At 69.6% G+C, this 20,285-nt stretch carries 17 protein-coding genes; all 17 read right to left on the reverse strand.

Annotated features, from left to right (window positions below; all coding sequences use genetic code 11):
- Window positions 1-44: 44 nt before the first annotated feature.
- Window positions 45-320: a YlxR family protein gene (locus B7R21_RS11215; RefSeq protein WP_116283346.1), complete on the reverse strand. Its 276-nt coding sequence runs from the start codon at window positions 318-320 to the stop codon at window positions 45-47.
- 66 nt (window positions 321-386) lie between these two features.
- Entirely contained in the window at window positions 387-1,388 is a 1,002-nt protein-coding gene (gene nusA, locus B7R21_RS11220) for a transcription termination factor NusA (RefSeq protein ID WP_116283347.1), read from the reverse strand.
- 68 nt (window positions 1,389-1,456) lie between these two features.
- The gene (locus B7R21_RS11225; RefSeq protein ID WP_116283348.1) at window positions 1,457-2,446 is read right to left on the reverse strand and encodes an NAD-dependent epimerase/dehydratase family protein; all 990 of its coding nucleotides are present in this window, start codon (window positions 2,444-2,446) and stop codon (window positions 1,457-1,459) included.
- The gene (locus B7R21_RS11230) at window positions 2,443-5,343 is read right to left on the reverse strand and encodes an alpha/beta fold hydrolase (RefSeq protein WP_116283349.1); all 2,901 of its coding nucleotides are present in this window, start codon (window positions 5,341-5,343) and stop codon (window positions 2,443-2,445) included. The genes B7R21_RS11225 and B7R21_RS11230 overlap by 4 nt, the downstream gene beginning before the upstream one ends.
- Entirely contained in the window at window positions 5,343-6,368 is a 1,026-nt protein-coding gene (locus B7R21_RS11235; RefSeq protein ID WP_116283350.1) for a 3-oxoacyl-ACP synthase III, read from the reverse strand. The genes B7R21_RS11230 and B7R21_RS11235 overlap by 1 nt, the downstream gene beginning before the upstream one ends.
- 202 nt (window positions 6,369-6,570) lie before the next feature.
- Window positions 6,571-8,355: a proline--tRNA ligase gene (locus B7R21_RS11240; protein ID WP_116283351.1), complete on the reverse strand. Its 1,785-nt coding sequence runs from the start codon at window positions 8,353-8,355 to the stop codon at window positions 6,571-6,573.
- Window positions 8,356-8,377: 22 nt separating this feature from the next.
- Window positions 8,378-9,892, reverse strand: coding sequence for a trypsin-like peptidase domain-containing protein (locus B7R21_RS11245; protein WP_116283352.1), 1,515 nt, complete (start codon window positions 9,890-9,892; stop codon window positions 8,378-8,380).
- 87 nt (window positions 9,893-9,979) lie between these two features.
- Entirely contained in the window at window positions 9,980-11,245 is a 1,266-nt protein-coding gene (locus B7R21_RS11250) for an MFS transporter (protein WP_116283353.1), read from the reverse strand.
- A gap of 5 nt (window positions 11,246-11,250) precedes the next feature.
- Complete coding sequence (locus B7R21_RS11255; protein ID WP_116283354.1) at window positions 11,251-11,706, reverse strand: MarR family winged helix-turn-helix transcriptional regulator; 456 nt, start codon at window positions 11,704-11,706, stop codon at window positions 11,251-11,253.
- A gap of 77 nt (window positions 11,707-11,783) precedes the next feature.
- Window positions 11,784-12,335, reverse strand: a complete 552-nt coding sequence (locus B7R21_RS11260; RefSeq protein ID WP_116283355.1) for a GNAT family N-acetyltransferase — start codon at window positions 12,333-12,335, stop codon at window positions 11,784-11,786.
- A 12-nt stretch (window positions 12,336-12,347) separates the two neighbouring features.
- Window positions 12,348-13,496, reverse strand: a complete 1,149-nt coding sequence (gene ispG / locus B7R21_RS11265) for a flavodoxin-dependent (E)-4-hydroxy-3-methylbut-2-enyl-diphosphate synthase (RefSeq protein WP_172582289.1) — start codon at window positions 13,494-13,496, stop codon at window positions 12,348-12,350.
- Window positions 13,497-13,712: 216 nt separating this feature from the next.
- A complete protein-coding gene (locus B7R21_RS11270; protein ID WP_216364208.1) occupies window positions 13,713-14,153 on the reverse strand; it encodes a hypothetical protein in 441 nt (146 codons plus the stop codon).
- Window positions 14,154-14,361: 208 nt separating this feature from the next.
- Entirely contained in the window at window positions 14,362-15,021 is a 660-nt protein-coding gene (locus B7R21_RS11275; protein ID WP_116283491.1) for a response regulator transcription factor, read from the reverse strand.
- A gap of 134 nt (window positions 15,022-15,155) precedes the next feature.
- Window positions 15,156-16,721, reverse strand: coding sequence for a sensor histidine kinase (locus tag B7R21_RS11280; protein ID WP_253259759.1), 1,566 nt, complete (start codon window positions 16,719-16,721; stop codon window positions 15,156-15,158).
- 182 nt (window positions 16,722-16,903) lie between these two features.
- Window positions 16,904-18,238: a M50 family metallopeptidase gene (locus B7R21_RS11285; RefSeq protein WP_172592139.1), complete on the reverse strand. Its 1,335-nt coding sequence runs from the start codon at window positions 18,236-18,238 to the stop codon at window positions 16,904-16,906.
- 259 nt (window positions 18,239-18,497) lie between these two features.
- Window positions 18,498-19,583, reverse strand: coding sequence for a 1-deoxy-D-xylulose-5-phosphate reductoisomerase (gene dxr, locus B7R21_RS11290; RefSeq protein ID WP_116283493.1), 1,086 nt, complete (start codon window positions 19,581-19,583; stop codon window positions 18,498-18,500).
- Between the two features lie 34 nt (window positions 19,584-19,617).
- Window positions 19,618-20,253, reverse strand: coding sequence for an FKBP-type peptidyl-prolyl cis-trans isomerase (locus B7R21_RS11295; RefSeq protein ID WP_116283358.1), 636 nt, complete (start codon window positions 20,251-20,253; stop codon window positions 19,618-19,620).
- Window positions 20,254-20,285 lie beyond the last annotated feature (32 nt).

Below are 20,285 nucleotides of genomic sequence, written 5' to 3' on the forward strand. Positions count from 1 at the left end.
GTTACGTGCGCTACTCATTTCGAGGCGCTCATTAGTTGGCGTTGCTAATCATTAGCTAACTCAGTGTTGTTCACAGTGGCGTTCAGCCTTGTCTCTAGTTCGGAAATGTCGAGCTGCCTGTCAGTCCGCAGCGCCCGGCCGAAGGCCCGACGTTTCACGGCGTTCTGAAGACAGTGGATGGTTGCGTGGAGATACGCGCCTCGCCCGGGCAACACAGCGCCGCCATCGACGACAAGCTGGGAATTCTGGGCCACGACCCTGAGAAGGGAGGATTTCTCGGCACGCGCTCGGCAACCGACGCACGTTCTTACAGGTTTCATTCTAGCACCGCCCTGATTCGCCCGGACGGTATCGACACCGCTCGGGCTGTCGAATGGATGCCCGGGCTAGTCGTCTTCGAGGATCGAGTCGGGCTGGATGTCGATCTTCGCGCCTGTCAGTTTTGCGGCGAGACGGGCGTTCTGCCCCTCCTTGCCGATCGCCAGGCTCAGCTGGTAGTCGGGAACGAGCGCGCGCACGGCCTTCAGCGACGCATCGATGACGAACGAGCTTGTCACCTTCGCCGGGGAGAGCGCGTTGGCGACGAAGGTGGGCAGGTCATCCGAGTAGTCGACGATGTCGATCTTCTCGTTGCCGAGCTCGTTCGTCACGGCGCGCACACGCTGGCCGAGCTCTCCGATGCAGGCACCCTTGGCGTTGATGCCGGGCTCCGTCGCGCGAACGGCGATCTTGGTGCGGTGGCCGGCCTCGCGGGCGAGCGACACGATCTCGACCACACCACTGGCGATCTCGGGGACCTCGAGCGCGAAGAGCTTGCGCACAAGCGAGGGGTGCGTGCGCGAGACGGTGATCTGCGGGCCCTTCAGCCCCCGCCCGACGGCAGTGACGTAGACACGGATCCGGTTGCCGTGGGTGTACGTCTCGCCGGCGACCTGCTCCTCGGGAGGCATGATCGCCTCGACCGTGCCGAGGTCGACGTGGATCATCCGCGGGTTCGGACCCTGCTGGATGACCCCGGCGACGATGTCACCCTCCCGGCCCTTGAACTCGCCGAGCACGGCGTCGTCGGCGATGTCGCGGAGGCGCTGGTTGATGACCTGTTTCGCCGCAAACGCGGCGATGCGGCCGAAGTCGCTCGGTTCGTCGATGCTCTCACCGACGACGATTCCCTCGTCGTCGAGCTCCGGCACGAAGATGCTGACGTGCCCGGTCTTCCGGTCGAGGTGCACGCGGGCCTTCGGCGCTTCGCCGGCCGGCGCATGGTCAGCCTGGTCGGTGTGCTTCAGGTAGGCGGTCAGAATCGCCTGCTCGATGATCTGCACAAGCTCGTCGAAGGGAATTTCGCGTTCGCGTTCCATGAGCTTGAGCACGCTGAGGTCGATGTCCACGGCCGGCCTCCTTTTCTTACGTATTCAGTTTCGTCTGTCTCAGACGGGCGGTGGCCCGGTCCAGCTCTCTAGGATAGCCGATCCCCCGGCGCCATGGCGTACCACTCGGCCAACCGTTGCAGCCCCTCGTCGAGCGATACCGAGGGCCGCCAGTCGAGCGCCTGGCGCGTGCGGCGCTGGTCGTACCAGTGCGAGGTCGACAGCTGCTCGGCGAGGAACCGGGTCATCGGCGGCTCGTCCTGCCCGGGTCGCACGGCCCAGAAACGCTCGATCAGGCCCCCGGCCTCCCGGGCCACCGCGGCCGGTACGCTCCAGGCCGGTGCAGGCGCTCCAGCCGCTCTGCAGATTCCCGCGAGCAACTCGGCGACCGTTCGCGGCTCGCCGTTCGACACCACGAACGCCTCGCCGTGCACCCGGTCGGCGCGTTCGAGCGCTGCCAGAAGGGCGGAGGCCGCGTTGTCCACATAGGTCGTGTCGATCAGGGCGAGCCCGCCGCCCAGGATCGGCAGCCTCCGCCGTCTGGCCCGCTCGACCACCCGTTCGATGAGCTGGGTGTCGCCCGGTCCCCAGACGATGTGCGGGCGAACGGCGACGACGGCGAAACCCGGCTGGTCCGCATCCAGCGCCAGCAGCTCGGCTGCAGCCTTGGTGCGCGCATACTCCCCCCGCGCGCGAAGTGGATCGGCCGGCAGCGCATCGTCACCGACGATCGAGAGCCCGGCGTGCGCCACAGACGGCGAGGACACCATCACGAACCGGCTCACCCCCGCCTCCCGGGCTGCCGAGAGGAGCGAGCGGGTGCCTTCGACGTTGACCGCGCGGAAGTCCTCCGGCGCCCCCGCGAACGAGACCTTCGCAGCGAGATGGACGACGGCGTCGACGCCATCGGTGGCCAGAGCGACGGCGCCGGCGTCGGTGATGCTGCCCCGGGCATCCGTCGCACCGGCCACCCCCGATGCTCCGCGCTGGAACGTGCGCACGTCGTGGCCCGCTGCAAGCACCCCGCGCGCGACGGCCCTGCCGAGCATCCCACTCGCTCCGGTGACCAGCACCTTCACGGCTTCGACCGCCGCCCGCCACCCAGCACTCCGGCGGCCCAGGAAGCAAGGCCGAGGCGGTCGATCTTGGAGTTGTGGCGGATGTCCGTCGGCAGGTCGCCGACCACCAGCACGGCCGCGACGTCGACTCCGGATGCGCGCCTGACCGCCCCCGCCAGGGACGGTTCGGCGAGCGTGACCCGGCCTCGTCGGGAGCTCGCAGTTGAGGTCTCGATCACGGCGACGACCTGCTGGGTGCCCCGCGGGCCGATGCCGACAAAAGCAGCACGGCGCACCCCGGGCAACGCTTCGACCGTCTGCTCAGGGCCGACCGGGGTCAGGATGCCCGCCGCCGTGGTGATGACGTGCGGCAGGCGACCCTCGATCCAGAGCCGGCCCTCTGCATCGAGATGCCCCACGTCGCCGGTGCGGTGCCAGCGGCCGGTGGCTGCCTCGGCGCCGGATCCGGAGCCCGCCAGCCAGGCGTCTTCCGAGGGTGTTCCCGCCGTGGCCGCACGATCGGTGAGCCAGAGCTGGTCGTAGTGGTCCTTCAGGTGGGGGGCCGAGACGACGATCTCGCCGGTCACCCCGGGTGCGGCGCTGAGGGGGCCGGTGGCAGCACCCCGCTCGTCCAGGGCGCTCAGCAGCACCTGCACTCCGGCGACGGGCAGGCCGACGCAGACACCCCCCGGCTGACGGGTGTCTGCCTGCCCGGGGTGCGCCTTCACCTGCTCCGCTCTGCGAACGATCTCGTCGAGGGTGATGTCGGTCATCAGCAGACCCTCGGTCATGCCGTAGGGAGTGTGGATGCTCGCGGCCGGCATCAGCAGCGCGACCTCCTCGAGCAGCGGAACGGGCAGCGGTGCGCCGGCGGAGAGCAGGGTCTTCACGCGGGCGAGGGCATTCCGTTCGACGACGGTCAGGGCATCCGCTTTCGCTGCTGCAGTCGCTGTGGCGCACACGTTCACCAGGGCCGCGGGCGAGGCGAAGACGACGATGGCGTCGACGGCCGCCGCGGCCTCGGCGATGGCGCGGGCGGTGAGGGTCCGGGGTGCGGTGACGTCCATGTCAGGGGTGACCGAGGTGGCGCCGAGCGCCGGGCCGAGCAGGGCGAACGGCGCGAATCCCGCCACAAGGCCTGTTCCGGCGGCGATTCCGAACCGGTCGCGGAGCAGGGTGACGAGGGCCGCGAGCTGCCGGTGGGTGTAGACGACCCCCTTCGCCGGTCCGGTCGAGCCGGAGGTGAAGAGGATGGCGGCGGTGGCATCCGGGTCGACGGCGGGGTCGGCGGCGGCGGTGTCGACGGACGCGGCGACGCGAGGCCCTCCGCCGTCGGCGATCGCGGCGCGACCGAGCCGGGCGACCCCCGCGAGAGAGTGGCTCACACCGAGCGCAGCGGCAAGAGGTGCGGAGAACGTGCGCGTCGAGATGCGCTGTCCGGGCCAGCCCAGCACCCGGGCCGCGGCCAGGGCCGTCTCGATGCCGATGACATGGTCGGGGCGTGCGCCTCGCACAGCACGGCCGAGGCCCGTGATGCCGAGTCCTGCGTCGGCGACGACGACGATTGCGCCGATGCGGAGGCACGCGTAGAGCACCGCCGTGAGGTCGGCGCCGGGAGGCACGAGCAGCGACACCCGGTCGCCACGCTCTACGCCGGCAGCCGTGAGGCCGGCGGCGAGTTCATCCACCCGCCGCTTCAGCAGGCTCCAACTGACTGAGCGGATGCCGCTCCCCCGCCGGGCGCCGCGCGGGGCCATCTCGACGACGACGGCCCCGCGGTCTGCCGCGTGCTCGTCGAGGGTGGCCCAGAGCGGCCGGAACTCGGGGGCCGGGGCGGGCTGCGATTCGTCCGGTATGCCCGCGGCTGGCGCGGGAGCTGCCTTCGCGTTCCCGAATCGGGCGGCCAGCCAGGCGAGGATCATCGGGGCGACCGCGACATCCTCACCGACCAGGTGCCCCGCGTCCTCGAAACGGGTGACGTCGGCGTGGGGCAGGCGCGCGATCAGGTCACCGAGGTAACGGTCACTGAAGATGGGGTCGCGGGGACCCCAGAGCATCAGGGCGGGCACGTCGAGCCGGGCGACCGCAGACGAGACGCGCGTGAGTTCCGCGAAGCTCGGATGTGAGGCGTCGACGGGTATGTCCGCCACGAAGGCACCGATCCCCTCGCGACGCCGGGCCGATCGGTACGGCGCCCGGAAGGCCTGCCGCACCCGTGGCTCGAGAGCCGGGTGCGCGATGGCGAGGGTCGTGTCGAGGAAGGCGGTCGTGCGGACGGTGCTGGCAACCAGGAGCGAGCGTTTGAGTACCAGCCGGAGCGCAGCCGGGAGCGGTTCGTGCTCGGGCTGATGCACCGCCGTGTTGAGCATCATGACCCCGGCGAGGAGCTCCGGATGATCGACTGCCCAGCCCAGCGAGACGACACCGCCCCAGTCGTGCCCGAGTGTGATGACCGGGCCGGCGAGGCCGAGCGCGTCGGTGAGCGCGCCCAGATCGGCGATGCGCGCCGGCAGGCCGCGATCGTGACCGGAGCGCTCCGAGAAACCCATCTCGAGCTGGTCGACGGCGATGACCCGCCAGACCGGTGCCGACGGGGGCTCTGCGGCATCTGCACGTGAGGCACCGGCCAGTGCGGCATCCGTCGCCGCAGCGACGACGCTCCGCCAGAGGTACGACCAGGTCGGGTTGCCGTGCACGCAGAGAATTGTGCCGGTGGGCTCCAGGCCCGCCTCCGTGAGAAGCGACAGGTTGTCGAGCAGATGCCAGGTGCGCGGAGTTCCGCTGTGGTCGGGGGCCGTGACGAGCCGGGACCACCGGGCATCCAGACCCGGGAAGTCGTCGGTGGCAGAGCCAGTCGACCCGGCCGCCTGGTGCACCCCGGGCAGCGACGCCGGCTCGCGCCAGCGCTGACGGCCCATTACCAGACGATCTCGGTCATGGCGGTGTTGATGCCCGAACCGACTCCCATACAGAGGACCCGGTTGCCCCTGACCAGCTTCGAGGATTCGAGAGCAAGCGTCATCGGAAGCGATGCGGGGCCCACATTGCCGAGTTCCGGGTAGGTCAGCGGGATCCTGTTGCGGTCGAGCTTCGCCGCCTTCACGATGGAGTCGGTGTGCACGTCACTCACCTGGTGCAGGATGTAGCGGTCCATCTTCTGCCAGTCCCAGGACCCCTTGGCCTCTTTCCACGCCTCGACGACCAGCGCCATACCGCCCGCGAGCAGCTCCTTGGTGTGCGTGAACATGCCGTCTTTGTCGCCGACGCAGAGCAGGTGGTGCTCGGTTCCGGCCCGGGAGATGCCGCCCATGATGCGGTGGCCCTCCGGGTGGGCATCGGCCGGGCCGAGCACGGCGGCGGCGGCACCGGATCCGAGGGTGAGCGAGGCGAACTCGTTCACGAAATCCTTGCGGGAGATGCCCGGCTGCGAGAGGCGGTTGATCGTGTTCGCCTGGATCTCGTTCGAATCCTCACCGTCGACGATCACCGCGTACTTGATCTGGCCCGAGTCGATCATCTGCGAGGCCAGCGTCATGCCATTCACGAAGCCGAGGCACGCGTTCGTGATGTCGAAGTTCATCGCCGAGGAAGGCAGGCCGAGAGCGTGGTGGATGCCCACAGCCACGCTCGGCTCGAGGTGCTTCCGCGTGACGGAGGTGTTGATCAGCAGGCCGACGTCTTTCGGGTCGACCTTCGCCTCGTCGAGCGCTTCGGCGGCGGCTCCCGCTGCGGCCTCATCGAACGTGCCGTTGTCGTCCCAGTTGCGGCGGGAGATCACGCCGGCGACCCGCTGGAGCAGACCCGTGGGCAGACGGAGGCGGGTAAGCGCCTCGGCGAGCCGCACGTCGATCTCCTCCGAGGTCACCACGAGCGGCGCCAGACGCGCCTTCACCGCGAGCAGCGCTGAGTTCTGATGCCGGAAAGTGGCATTCAAATTAGTCAATGGAGTCCTTCTGCGCCTGATGCGGTTGCGCCTGTGCGATGACACGGTGATGCAGCCAATCCATGACTGCGCATCTGTCAAGTCTAGGTTGAGCTTGGTGTGAGTTCGCCCACCGGCGCTACCGCCTCGATTCGGGCGGGCGGCAGTGCTATGGGACGGCTCGGAGCTCCCGGCTGGACAGTGCGCCGGGAACCCCTCGGATTCAGAGGGCCGGAACGACCCCGTCGAGCCCGACCTCGGTGCGTTCGCCGGTGGCCCGGTTCCAGAGTTCGACCGTTCCGTCAGCCACGCCGCGGCCCACGATGACGATCGTCGGCACACCGATCAGCTCGGCATCACCGAACTTCACGCCGGGCGAGACCTTGGGCCGGTCGTCGAAGAGAACCTCACGACCAGACGCCTCGATGTCGGCGACGATGCGCTCGGCGGCCTCATAGACGGCCGCGTCACGACCGGTGGCGACCACATAGACGTCGAACGGCGCCACCGCGGGGGGCCAGATCAGGCCCTTCTCGTCGTTGTTCAGTTCGGCGATGATCGCGAGGATGCGCGTCACACCGATACCGTACGAGCCCATGGTGACCGTGACGAGCTTGCCGTTCTCGTCGAGCACCTTGAGGCCGAGGGCCTCGGCGTACTTGCGGCCGAGCTGGAAGACGTGCCCGATCTCCATGCCGCGGGCCGTCTCGATCGGGCCTGAGCCGTCGGGAGCCGGGTCACCGTCCCGAACATCTGCGACCTCGACGAAGCCGTCGCCCACGAAGTCGCGGCCGGCGACGAGGCCGAAGGCGTGCTTCTCGTGCTCGTTGGCGCCGGTGATCCACTCGGTGCCGGTGACCACGCGGGGGTCGAGCAGGTAGCGGATGCCGGTGCTCGACTTCTCGCCGAGCACGGCGTTGCCCGCGACATCTCCGCCGGGCTGCGCGGTTGCCCAAGGCCCGATGTAACCCTTGACCAGGCCCGGGTGCTTCGTGAAGTCGTCTTCGTTCGCGGCCTCGACCTCGGCCGGCTGGAAGGCGACCTCAGCGCGCTTCAGATCCGCATCGCGGTCCCCGGGGATGCCCACGACGACGATCTCGCGGCTGCCGTCTAGCTGCGTGATGGCGAGCACGACGTTCTTCAGGGTGTCGGCCGCGGTCCATTCGCGACCGTCAGTGCGGGGTTGCTCTTCGTTCGCCAGGGCGACAAGGCTCTGGATGGTCGGGGTGTTCGGTGAGTCGAACACCGTCGGTGCGGGCAGGCCCTCGACCGGCAACGCCTCGGGCACGAGGGTCGTGAAGGCTTCGACGTTGGCGGCGTAGCCACCCGCGGAGCGCACGAAGGTGTCTTCGCCCACCGGGGTGGGGTGCAGGAACTCCTCGCTCTTCGAGCCGCCCATCGCACCGGCGTCAGCTTTGACGATCACGTATTCGAGGCCCAGTCGTGTGAAGATACGCTCGTACGCATCGCGCTGAGCCTGGTACGACACGTCGAGACCGGCATCGGTGTAGTCGAAGGAGTAGGCATCCTTCATCGTGAACTCGCGACCCCGCAGCAGGCCTGCACGCGGCCGCGCCTCGTCGCGGTACTTGTCCTGGATCTGGTAGATCGAGAGCGGGAGGTCTTTGTAGCTGCTGTACAGGTCTTTCACCAGCAGGGTGAACACTTCTTCGTGGGTCGGCGCGAGCACGTAGCCCACACCGCGGCGGTCTTCGAGGCGGAACATGCCGTCGCCGTAGTCGACGTAGCGACCGGTCGCCTCGTAGGGCTCCTTCGGCAGCAGGGCCGGGAAGTGCACCTCGTGCGCTCCGGCGTTCGACATCTCCTCGCGGACGACCTTCTCGATCTTCGCCTTGACGCGGAGCCCGAGCGGAAGCCAGGCGAAGATTCCCGGCGCCTGGCGACGGATGTACCCGGCCCGCACGAGGAGCCGGTGGCTGGTCACCTCCGCGTCGGAGGGGTCTTCACGGAGGGTCTTCAGAAAGTAGTTTGTGAGGCGAGTAGGCACCGGAACAGTCTATTGCGGCGCGCTACGGAGCCTGGACGGGGTGCCCGCAGGCGGTGCAGAACCGCTGGCCGGCCGCGGTCTCCGTGCCGCACGAACCGCAGTGGGTGGCCGAGGGGGCTGGTGCGGGTGCCGGTGCCGGCGGTACGGTCGGTGCGGGCTGCACGGCGGGTATCGACGGTGAGGCCACGGACGCAGCGGCCACCGGCGCCGCGAAGACGGCCGCGGCGGGCTCCCCCGGCGCTGCCCCACCGGCAGGCAGTGTCGAGAAGGGAACGTCGGTGCGGGGCAGAGCGGCGCGGCGCTTTCGCCGTCCGCGGAGCACGAGGAGGAGCACGAGGCCGATCACGAGCAGAAGGAAGACGGCTCCCCCAATGGCGACCCAGAGGAGCCAGCCGGTGGTGTTCTCGCGGGGGAAGGCCTCTGTCGCCTTGGCCTGGTACTGCTGGGCGATGGCGTTCTGCGGGTTGGCGGCAACCGCCTTGCCGAGGTCGTCTGCCGCGGCATGATATTTTCCATCGAAGTACTCGGCGAGGCCGGCGCGGAAGTGCGAGTCGGCAGCGCCGAGTACGTTCTTCACCCCGTTTCGGGAGAGGAGCGCCGAGATCGTCTCGGGTGCGGCAGCGAAGTTCAGCTGCTGGGTGTCACCGGAGGGGCCGAAGCTGATGGTTCCGATGACGTCGCCCGAGGTGTCGATGACGGGACCGCCGCTCATGCCGGGGCTCATCGTGACGCCGATCTGCGTGAACGGCCCGCCATCGGTCTGCTGCCGGCCGCTCACCTGGCCCTGCGCGAAGGTGGGCTGGGGGTTGCCGCTCACGAGGCCGGTCACGTTACCGGGGTAACCGATGGCGTCGACCTTCTGGCCCGTGGCCGGCTGCTCGCCGGAGACGACGAGCACGGGAAGTGGCGAAGGCGCATCGATCTTGAACAGGGCGACGTCGCCCTGGCCGATCGGCCGGTCATCCTGCAGCACCGCAGTGAAGCCCGACGCGCTGTCGGCGGAGATCGAGATGGCCGGGTAGACCTTCATGGCCAGCACCGGCGCCTCCCCCGTCTTCTGCCCTTCCACCGGCCAGGCACCCTCGGCCCCCGCCGCGATGTAGGCCTGCGCCTCAGCCTCGGTGATGTCGCCATTGTCGACCTCATTCGAGAGGAACTGGTCGACCAGCGCGGTCTTGCCCTCGGCCACGTCGGCGCAGTGGCCGGCCGTCACCACGAAGCCGTCGGAGCTCGCGACGAAACCGCTGCAGCTGAATGAGGCGTCGATCTGGTCGGACCAGGCCGTCGTGCCGTCGGGGAGCGGGAAGTTCACGAAACCCGACCAGGTGCCGCTGAGGTAGACCGTACCGGCCTCGCCGATCGCGGCGAGGTGCTCCTGCGAGAGTTCGTTCAGCGGCTCAGCCATCGCGACGGCAGCAGATGCGGGCAGCGCCGACCCCGTCAACGCCAACCCGGCTGACAGGGCACCGCAGACGAGCAGAGCGCCCAACGCACCCTGCTTCAGGCTCTCGTGGGTGGTTCTCTTGACGACATTCACTCGGCATCGGCCTCTCGTTCGGATTTCTCTCCGAAAGACACGTTATCAAGAAAAGCTCACTAATGAGTAATCATCATGGCGGTCGGCTCACCGCTTGTCGGCGACCGCGTTCTGCAGCCCGATGAAGTGAGGCGAGCCGTGCACGTGCACGGTGAGACGGAGGTGCTGGTGCCTGATCATCCAGAGCAGACCGATGATCGCGGCGGCGAACCCGGCGACCGCCGCCACGCCGATCGCCCACCGCGGCCCGAGGGTGTTGGCGACCAGTCCGACGATCGGCGCTCCGATCGGCGTGCCGCCCATGAAGATCGCCATGTAGAGCGCCATCACGCGCCCCCGGAACTCGGGCGCGGTCGTCATCTGCACGACGCCGTTCGCCGTGGTCATCAGGGTCTGGGCCGCGAACCCGAGAAGCACCAGGCAGAGCGCGAAAGTGAGGTAGGTGGGCGAGAGCGCCGCCAGCAGACAGCTCACCCCGAACAGGGCGGATGAGGCGAAGACGAGCCGGAGACGCGGGCTCTCCCGTCGCGCCGAGAGGAGGGCACCGGCCACCGAGCCCACTGCCAGTACAGACGACAGCAGCCCGAAGGCGGTCGAATCCAGATGGAAGGTCCCGGTCGTCATGGTCGATGTGAAGATCTGGAAGTTCAGCCCGAAGGCTCCGATGATCGCGATGACGACCAACACGATGATGATGTCCGGGCGTTTCGACACGTACCGGAATCCGTCGAGCAGCTGGCCCGGCCCGCCCTTCGAACGTTTCGGAACCCGGAGATTCTCCTGGCGCATGCGAGTGAGCGAGACGAGGACAGCCGCGAAACTGACGGCGTTGATCAGGAACACCCAGCCGGATCCGACGACCGCGATCAGCACCCCGGCGAGGGCAGGGCCGATCATCCGGGCCGCGTTGAACGACGCCGAGTTGAGGGCGACCGCGTTCGAGAGATTGCTGTCAGAGACGAGATTCGACACGAACGACTGCCGGGCCGGCGCATCGAACGCGCTGGTGATGCCGAGCAGCAGGGCGAACACATACACCTGCCAGAGTTGGGCGCCTCCCGACAGCACAATCAACCCGAGCGCGAGACCGAGGAGGCCCATCACGCCCTGTGTCGCCATCAGGAGCTTGCGGCGGTCGACCCGGTCGGCGACCAGGCCCGTCCACGGAACGAGGAGCAGCTGCGGGCCCAGCTGCAGCGCCATCACGACTCCCACCGCCACGGCGTCGTTGTGGGTCAGCTGGGTGAGAACGATCCAGTCCTGCGCCGTGCGCTGCATCCAGGTTCCGACGTTCGAGACGATGGCCCCGCCGAACCAGACGCGGTAGTTGTAGTCGCTGAGCGACCGGAACATCGCGCTCAACTGTCAGCGAGCTCTCGGAGCACCGTCGCCGCCCGCGCGAGAGTGGAACGATCATCCGGAGACAACTCGGCAAGCCGGAGGTTCAACCAGGCATCGCGGCGGCGGCGGGTCTCCCGAACGAGCGCCCCTCCCTGTTCGGTGAGCGAGACCATGACCTTGCGTCCGTCGTGGGCCGATGGCGTGCGCTCGGCATAACCGGCGTCGACGACGGCGTTGATGGTGCGGTTCATGGATGGCGGCGTCACCCGCTCGAAGGCGGCGAGGGCGCCGGGCGTGCTCGGTCCGTTCTTCCACAGGTAGCCGAGGATGGCGGACTGGGAATCGCTCAGTTCGTTGTCGGCCTTCTCGGCCCGGAGCCGGCGCGAGACCCTCAGCAGGGCAGGCCGAAGCAGCGCGGCGAGGTCGTCGGCTGCCGTGACCGAATCGACGGCGGGAGAATTTGTTGCTGACACCTAATTAGCATAGGTCATTAGCGAGACTAAACGACCCGTGGCCGGCAGTCATAAATGTGTTCGTAGGGCTGCGGTGCTCACACCTCGGCCCGCGAAGGGAATCCGAACACCGCGACGCGCGCACCCGAGAGAGCATCCACCTCGTCGAGAGCCACCATGCCGAGCTTCTGGGCGACGGCGACGGACGCCCGGTTCTGCACATCGATCATCGCAATCGGGTCGTGGATGCCCGAGGCAGCCGCCCGCGCCAGGCACTCCCGAGCGGCGGCAGTCGCCAGCCCCGCTCCCTGGTGCGCGAGGCCGAGACGCCAGCCCATCTCGATCCGTCCCGTCGGACCCCACGGTTGTGTCCACGGTTGGAGGCCCACGAAACCGGCCACCGTGTCGCGGTTCGGCCGGCGCCGCACCAGCGCGAAGAGGCAGAGGCCCGACTTCGCCTCGAGTACCCGTTGGCGCAGAGCGAAGTCCTGGTACCACTCATGCGACTGGATTCGGCCGTCCCCGATGTAGCGCATGACCTCGGGATCGTCGAAGAGCTGGAACCAGGCGTCGGCATCGGCCGGAGACGGGATCCGAAGCTCGAACCGCGGAGAGCCCTCGAGGGCGCTCGGCGCGTCCGAGGCGCTCAGACCGTGACCTGCTCAGACCGTGACGACCAGCGGCGGACCGGTCTCGCCGGCCGGCATCTCCGCAGCGAGGCGGTTGGCCTCCTGGATGAGCGTGGCGACGATCTCGGACTCCGGGACGGTCTTGATGACCTCTCCGCGCACGAAGATCTGGCCCTTGCCGTTGCCCGAAGCGACTCCGAGGTCGGCCTCGCGGGCCTCGCCGGGACCATTCACGACACAGCCCATGACGGCCACGCGGAGGGGAACGGTCATCCCTTCGAGCCCGTCGGTGACATCGTTGGCGAGCTTGTACACGTCGACCTGGGCGCGACCGCACGACGGGCACGACACGATCTCGAGCTTCCGTTCGCGGAGGTTCAGCGACTGCAGGATCTGCAGGCCCACCTTGACCTCCTGCGCGGGCGGGGCAGACAGGGAGACGCGGATGGTGTCGCCGATGCCCTCCCCGAGAAGGATTCCGAAGGCCGTGGCGGACTTGATCGTGCCCTGGAACTCGGGGCCCGCCTCGGTCACACCGAGGTGGAGGGGCCAGTCGCCGCGCTCGGCGAGCAGCCGGTAGGCCTTCACCATGATGACCGGGTCGTTGTGCTTGACCGAGATCTTGAAGTCGTGGAAGTCGTGCTCCTCGAAGAGGCTCGCCTCCCATACGGCGCTCTCGACGAGGGCCTCCGGCGTGGCCTTGCCGTACTTCTGCATGATGCTCGGTTCGAGCGATCCGGCGTTGACACCGATGCGGATGCTCACCCCGGCCGCCTTGGCAGCAGCCGCGATCTTGCCGACCTGGTCGTCGAACTTGCGGATGTTGCCCGGGTTCACCCGAACCGCCGCACACCCCGCATCGATCGCCTGGAACACGTAGTTCGGCTGGAAGTGGATGTCGGCGATCACCGGGATCTGGCTCTTCTTCGCGATGATCGGAAGAGCCTCGGCGTCGTCACGGCTCGGCACGGCGACGCGCACGATGTCGCACCCGCTGGCGGTGAGTTCGGCGATCTGCTGGAGGGTCGCGTTGATGTTCGTCGTCGGCGTCGTGCACATCGACTGCACGCTCACGGGGGCGTCGCCACCGACGAGAACCTTGCCGACCTTGATTTGACGGGACTTGCGACGGGGGGCCAGAGTCTCGACGACTTTGGGCATACCCAAGTTGATTGCTGCCACGCCTTCAGCTTACCCCCGGCCGCCGGTGGAGGCCCCGCACGCCCCGAACGGTCGGCTGGCGTTCAGCGTTCGCACCCGCGCGGGCCGCCCCGCCGCGCCACGCGATCGCCGGTGAGAGCGGCTGTTGCCGCTGAGCGCGACTGTCCTGCGCGTCGCACTCAACCGCCCGAGTCGCGCTCACGCGCGTCCCGGGCAGACCGGGGCGGCTCTGGATGATCAGGCCTTCGTGGGCGGAACGGGGCCTGCGGGGCGGCCCGACTGCAGCACCTCGAGCCGGGCGCGGTACTCGACCTCGTCGATGTCCCCCCGGGCGAAGCGTTCGGCGAGCGTCTTCTCGGCGTCGGACGTGGTGCCCGCGCCTGCCGCGCCCGCCCAACCCGGTCCCCAGGCGTGTCCGCCCCAGCCGGCGCCGCCAGCTCCGCCCCAGCCCGGAGCGCCGCCGTTCGCTGCCCAGAAGCGCCGGCGGCGCCGGGCCGCGAGAGCGAAGATCAGAGCGAAGAGCCCGATCCACAACATCGGAATCAGCAGAAACAGCCAACCGAATGCTCCGCCGGGGCCGGGGCCGCCCCACGGCCCCCAATGGGTGAGCGGGGTGCCGGCCGGGCCGGTGAGGGCGGCCGAGACGATCGGCGACGAGAGAAGAACGGAGGTGAGCACGGTGTGTCCTTTCGGTGGCGGCCCCGAGTGGGGCCCTGTTTCCACCCTCCTCGCAGCCGTGCCGTCGCACATCGGCCGCCGGGAGTCATCGGGGTACTCCCCCGGTTGCGTCCCCGGCACCTGTGGCACCGGCGGGCGGTACCCCGGTACGGGCCACCGGGGGCGGGACCGCCGGTGGGAGGGGGCGGAGTACGGGTGCGGGTGCGGCTCAGCGCCAGCCGGGCCGCACGAGCCCGGCCTCGTAGGCGACCACCACGAGCTGGGCCCGGTCGCGGGCCGCGAGCTTCGTCATGGTGCGCGACACGTGCGTCTTGACGGTGAGCGGGCTGAGGAACAGCTGCAGCGCGATCTCGCCATTCGTGAGCCCGGCGCCGACGAGAGCCAGCACTTGCCGCTCCCGATCCGTCAGGGCGGCGAGTTCCGGCGCGCGCGACCCGTCGGCCAACCCCTCCGCCACCCGTTCGAGCAGCCGCTTCGTCACGCGGGGCGACAGCAGGGCCTCCCCGGCCGCGACGACTCGCACCGCGCGGATCAGTTCGACGGGCTCGGTGTCCTTCACGAGGAATCCGCTCGCTCCGGCCCGGATCGCACGCCCCACGTACTCGTCGAGCTCGAACGTCGTCACAATGACGATGTGCACCCCGGCGAGTGAGGGGTCGGCCACGATCTGCTCCGTAGCCCAGAGGCCGTCGCCGTCGGGCATCCGGATGTCCATCAGCACCACATCGGGGCGAAGCCGGCGCACGACCTCCACAGCCTCCGCACCCGTGCCCGCCTCGCCCACGACCTCGATGTCGGGCTCGTTGGCGAGCAGGGCGCTGAATCCCGCGCGGATCAGGTTCTGGTCGTCGGCGACCACCACCGTGATGCGTGCCCGGTCGACGCTCGCGCCGGGCAGAGCCGGGGTGGGCGTAGCGCTGCCCGGCGGAAGCGGCCGGGCGTGGCCGGGCGCAGCCGGTGCGGCCGCATCGCTCGGCTGCGGGACCGGCCGGCCCGCCTCACTCACGACCCGGACCGGCGCGGCACCCGGGGAACCCGGGCCACCACCGCGAACCCGCCCGAACCCAGAGGGCCCGCCTCGAGGCTGCCGCCCAGCAGTTCGGCCCGTTCCTTCATTCCGAGAAGGCCCCGGCCGCCGGCCTTCCGCGAAGAGGGCTGGCGACCGGCAACAGCTGAACGCCCGTTGTCGCTGACACGGAGCAGATAGTCGTCACCCTGCTGTTCGAGCACGACGCGGGCCTCACTCGCTCCGGCATGCCGGGTAACGTTCGCGAGGCTCTCCTGCGCGATGCGGAACAACGCGAGCTGCACGCCCGGCGGCGGAGTGTCACGCAGCCGGTTGTCGAGCTCCACGCGGAAGTCGGACGTGGACATGGAGGAGACCAGGGCCGGCAGACGGGACAGGTCGGCCTGGGGAGCGAGCGGCGCTCCGGATCTCACGCCGGGGAACAGCGCGCGGGATTCCCGTAACGGCGGCGCTTCCGAGACCCCGCCGACCGCTGAAAACCAGGCGCCGCCTCCCGCAACGGCCCGGGCCCCACCCTCGGCCCCGGCGGATTCCCCGGCGTACCCCGCCTCGCCCGGGATGGTCGAGTAGTCGAAAAGGGTGGGAGCGTCATCCAGAACCGTTGCGCCGGCCGCCGCACCCTCCGAACGGAGGAAACCGAGCACCCCGCGCACCTCGTCGAGCGCCGTCTTGCTCGTCGTCTTGATGTTGCCGAGCGCCTCGCGGGCCTTCTCGGGATGCGCGTCGATGAGGTGGAGGCCCATCGCGGCCTGCACGTTGATCTGCGAGAGCGAGTGGGCCAGCACGTCGTGCAGTTCCCGGGCGATGCGCTCCCGCTCGGCCTGTGCGGCCTCCTCACGCCGGCGCCGCACGGCCGCTTGGAACTGGGCGACCCGGTGCGTGCGGGTGCGGATGGCCTCACCGACCAGCACCACGATGAGGATGCCGAGCGAGGTCGCGATGATGCGGAACGGATGCCAGTCGATGCCGAGCAGGATCGCCCCGGCGAGCGTCAGGATCCAGCCCGTGGTGACCGAGGCGAGGGCCCACGTGCGGGCGCTCCGCACCATCGCGGACACGATCGCGAACGCCAGCGCGAGGTACGGCGCCCCCGAACCCGGGGTGAACAGCAGGTCGGCTGCAGCGGCTGCCGTGGCGATCGCCACGACGGGGCCGGGGAACCTCCTCGCACCGATGAGGGCGAGGGGCCCGACGAGGGCGAGAAACACGACGAGCAGGCCGGTGCCGGGGCGTCCCGCGCGACCGAACGCCATCAGTGCCGGCACACCCTGCACCAGCAGCGAGACCACGACAGGCACCCACAGCGTCACGGCCCGGGGTGGGCCCCAGCGCCTCGGCACCTCGACCTCGGAGGGACGGATGCTGCGCACCCACGGCGCCGAACCGGGCTGCCAGGCGGGGCCGCCCCCGACGCTGCGTTCGGGCTCGGGCGGAGGGGAGAACGGCCAGCGGTGCTCGCTCCGGATGCGGCGGACACCGCGTCGCCTGCTCCACTCGGCCGCCGTGAACCGCCGGCGTTCTGGGCGGTCAGCGGAGGGCATGACACTGATCGTAGCGATCAGAGAGGCCCCGGGCATCCTGCAGCCGGAGGCCTCCGGCTCCTCCCGTGGGAGTACGCGGAGCTGAGCCGCAGGCCACCGGCACCCGGGGCGTCGGGCGCAGGAGCAGCACCCCGTGCGCCGGGCGCACCCCGGCAGCCACCGGCCGAGCCGCCCGCCGCACGCTAACCAAAGAGGTTGACCGGGTTCACGATGTCGGCGTACACCAGCAGCGCCGACAGCGCACCGAAGAAGATGACGACCACGAAGGTCAGCGGCATCAGCTTCGCCGTGTCGACCGGCCCGGGGTTCGGCCGCTTGAACAGTTTCGCGAGCTGCCGGCGGAGACCTTCCCAGAGCGCACCGATGATGTGCCCGCCATCCAGCGGCAGCAGTGGTACGAGGTTGATCACGAAGAGGCCGATGTTCACCGAGCCGAGCAGCCCGACGAGTGTCGCGACCTTGCTCGCGAGCGGGATGTCGATGGTGGCGATCTCGCCGGCCACGCGCCCGACGCCGACCACGCTGATGGGCCCGTTCACGTCGCGGGTGCCGCCGCCGAACGCCGCATTCGCGACCCCGACGATGCGGGCGGGCAGGTTGATGATCGTGTTCGCAACGCCGGCCACGTTCTCACCGACGAACGGGAGAACCGCGGTGACGGGCTGCGGCTGGAGCTGGGTGGCATAGCCGATGCCGACGAAACCGACATCCTCCGTGACGGTCGCCCCGCTCGCGTCGGTCTTCACGACCGTCTGGCCGTTGACGACCTCGGTCACCGCGCGTTCGGTCAGCAGCGGCGTCACGCTGAGCGTCTGGTCGGATCCGTTCCTCGAGACCACGATCGAGAGCGCGGTTCCGGGCGACTGGCGGATGATCGCCGTGGCCTGGTCCCACGTGTCGATCGTGGTGCCGTCGACCGACACGATCCGGTCCCCGGGCAGGATGCCCGCGGCGCTGCCGGGCGAGACGGGGTCGTCTGCCGCGCAGGTCGTGCTCGTGCTGCCGGCCGGTTGCACGCAGGAGCTGACGCTGCCGATGGTGGTGGAGGGCGCGGCGATGCCGAAGCCGCAGAGCACGATGCCGAAGAACAGGATGCCGAGCACGAGGTTCATGGCGGGGCCGGAGATCATGATGATGACCCGCTTGTAGACCGGCAGGCGGTAGAAGGAGCGCTCGTCGTCGTCGCCGACGGTCTCGGCACTGGCCTTCCGGGCATCCTGGATCAGCGTCTGGAAGAACCCGGTCGTCGCGCGACGGGCCTTGCCACCCTCCTGCTGCGGCGGGAACATGCCGATCATCGAGATGTAGCCGCCGAACGGGATCAGCTTGACGCCGTACTCCGTCTCACCTCGCCGCCGGGAGAACACAGTGGGGCCGAAACCGACCATGTACTGGGTGACCTTGACGCCGAACAGCTTCGCGGGGACGAGGTGCCCGACTTCGTGCAGGGCGATGGAGATCGCGAGGCCGAGCGCGACGATGACCACACCGATGACATAGAGGAGCACTGTATCCACCAGCACACGATAGCCGCCCGGGTGGGTTCGGCGCTGGGCGGCGGCTGAACGCCACTTGTGAATCGACCCGCAGCCCGGTGACCTCCCTGATCCCCCGGGCGTAGAAGAGGCTGGCAGCGCCGCAGAGTCGCCCCGGGACCCAGCGGCCTCGTCATCCTCTTTTGCGCGAGGTGCGCAAGAGAGGATGCCCGAGGCGCCCAATACCCGGGGTGCCGGATGCCCGGGGCGCCCAATACCCGGGGTGCCGGATGCCCGGGGCTCAGCCCCTGGCGATCAGCCGGTCGGCCTCGCGCCGGGCCCAGAGCTCCGCGTCGAAGAGCGCCTCGCGGGTGAGGGTACCCTCGGCGGGCTCGTGCTGCTGCAGCACCTGCTCGATCGTCTGGACGATACGGAGGAACCCGATCCGTCCGGCGTGGAATGCCGCCACGGCCTGCTCGTTCGCCGCATTGAACACCGCGGGGGCCGTGCCGCCCGCGCGCCCGACCTGCTTCGCGAGCTCGACGGCGGGGAAGGCATCGGTGTCGAGCGGCTCGAACGTCCAGGAGTGGGCGGTCGACCAGTCCAGCGGCGCTCCGACCCCGGCGACACGGTGCGGCCAGTCGAGCCCGAGCGAGATCGGAAGGCGCATGTCGGGCGGGGAGGCCTGGGCGAGGGTCGATCCGTCGATGAACTCGACCATCGAGTGGATGACGGACTGCGGATGCACGGTCACGTCGATCTTCGAGTACGGAACGTCGAACAGCAGGTGCGCCTCGATCACCTCGAGGCCCTTATTCACGAGGGTCGCCGAGTTGGTCGTGACGACGAGGCCCATGTCCCAGGTCGGATGCGCGAGGGCCTCGCGCGGGGTGACATTCTGAAGCGACGCCCGTGACCGCCCGCGGAACGGCCCACCCGACGCGGTGAGCACCAGCCGGTCGACCTCGTCGGCCGTGCCCGAGCGGAGCGCCTGCGCGATGGCCGAGTGCTCGGAGTCGACGGGCACCAGCTGGCCGGGCCGGGCGACGCCCTTCACGAGTTCGCCGCCGACGATCAGGCTCTCCTTGTTCGCCAGGGCCAGGGTGCGGCCCTCTTCGAGCGCGGCCAGGGTGGGCCCGAGCCCCACAGAACCGGTGATGCCGTTCAGCACCACGTCGGCGTCGACGTCCCGCACGAGCTGCTCGGCTTCGCCTGCCCCGAGGGCGGTGTCGCCGACGCCGAATTCGGTGGCCTGGGCATCCATCGCCGCCCTGTTCGTGCCGGCGGCGAGACCGACCACCTCGAACCGCTCCGGATTGGCCCGGATGACGTCGAGGGCCTGGATGCCGATGGAACCGGTGGAACCGAGAAGGATGACGCGTCGCATGCCTGCCATCATCGCAGGTGCGCTGCCGAACCCGTCAGTCCGCGGGCGTCGGCGCCACAGTCGGGTCGGGCGTCGCAGTCGGGTCGGGTGCCACAGTCGGGTCGGGTGCCGCAGTCGGGTCGGGCACCTGCCCCACCTCGGTCACGTCGACGACGAACACGAGAACATCGGCCGGGGCCACGCCGAGCGCCGGGTTCCCGTCGGAGCCGTAGGCGTCGCCCGGGGGCACGACCGCGACCACGCGCGAGCCGACCGCCGCACAGGCTACGGCCTTCACGAGGCCGGGAAGGAACTGGGACTCGTCCACGATGATCGGCAGCGGCTGGCCGCCCGCGTCGAGGGTGCTGAACAGCTGGGCGCCCGTGTTCGCGTTGTAGAGGGTGAAGTCGACGGTCGCCTGGGAGCCGGATGTCGCGACCGCGCCTGTTCCGCTGATGACGACCGACCGCTCGGTGATGTCACTGGTCACCGGGGGGATGAACGTCGTCGTCGGGGCCTTGTCGAAGTCGCCACTCACCGAGACGGCGTCGGACGCGGTTCCCGGGGCCGTGAACATGCAGTCCGGGCTCGCACTCGGGGCCGGACCAGGCGTACCGGTGCATCCGGCGAGCGCAAGCACCAGCGCGAGGGCGGCCGCGGTGGCGGCGGTCAGAACGGCAGGAGTGCGCATCCCACAGTTTTACATGATCGGGCCCGCCGCAC

The organism is Subtercola boreus (assembly GCF_003399625.1).
Classification (GTDB): Bacteria; Actinomycetota; Actinomycetes; order Actinomycetales; family Microbacteriaceae; genus Subtercola; species Subtercola boreus_C.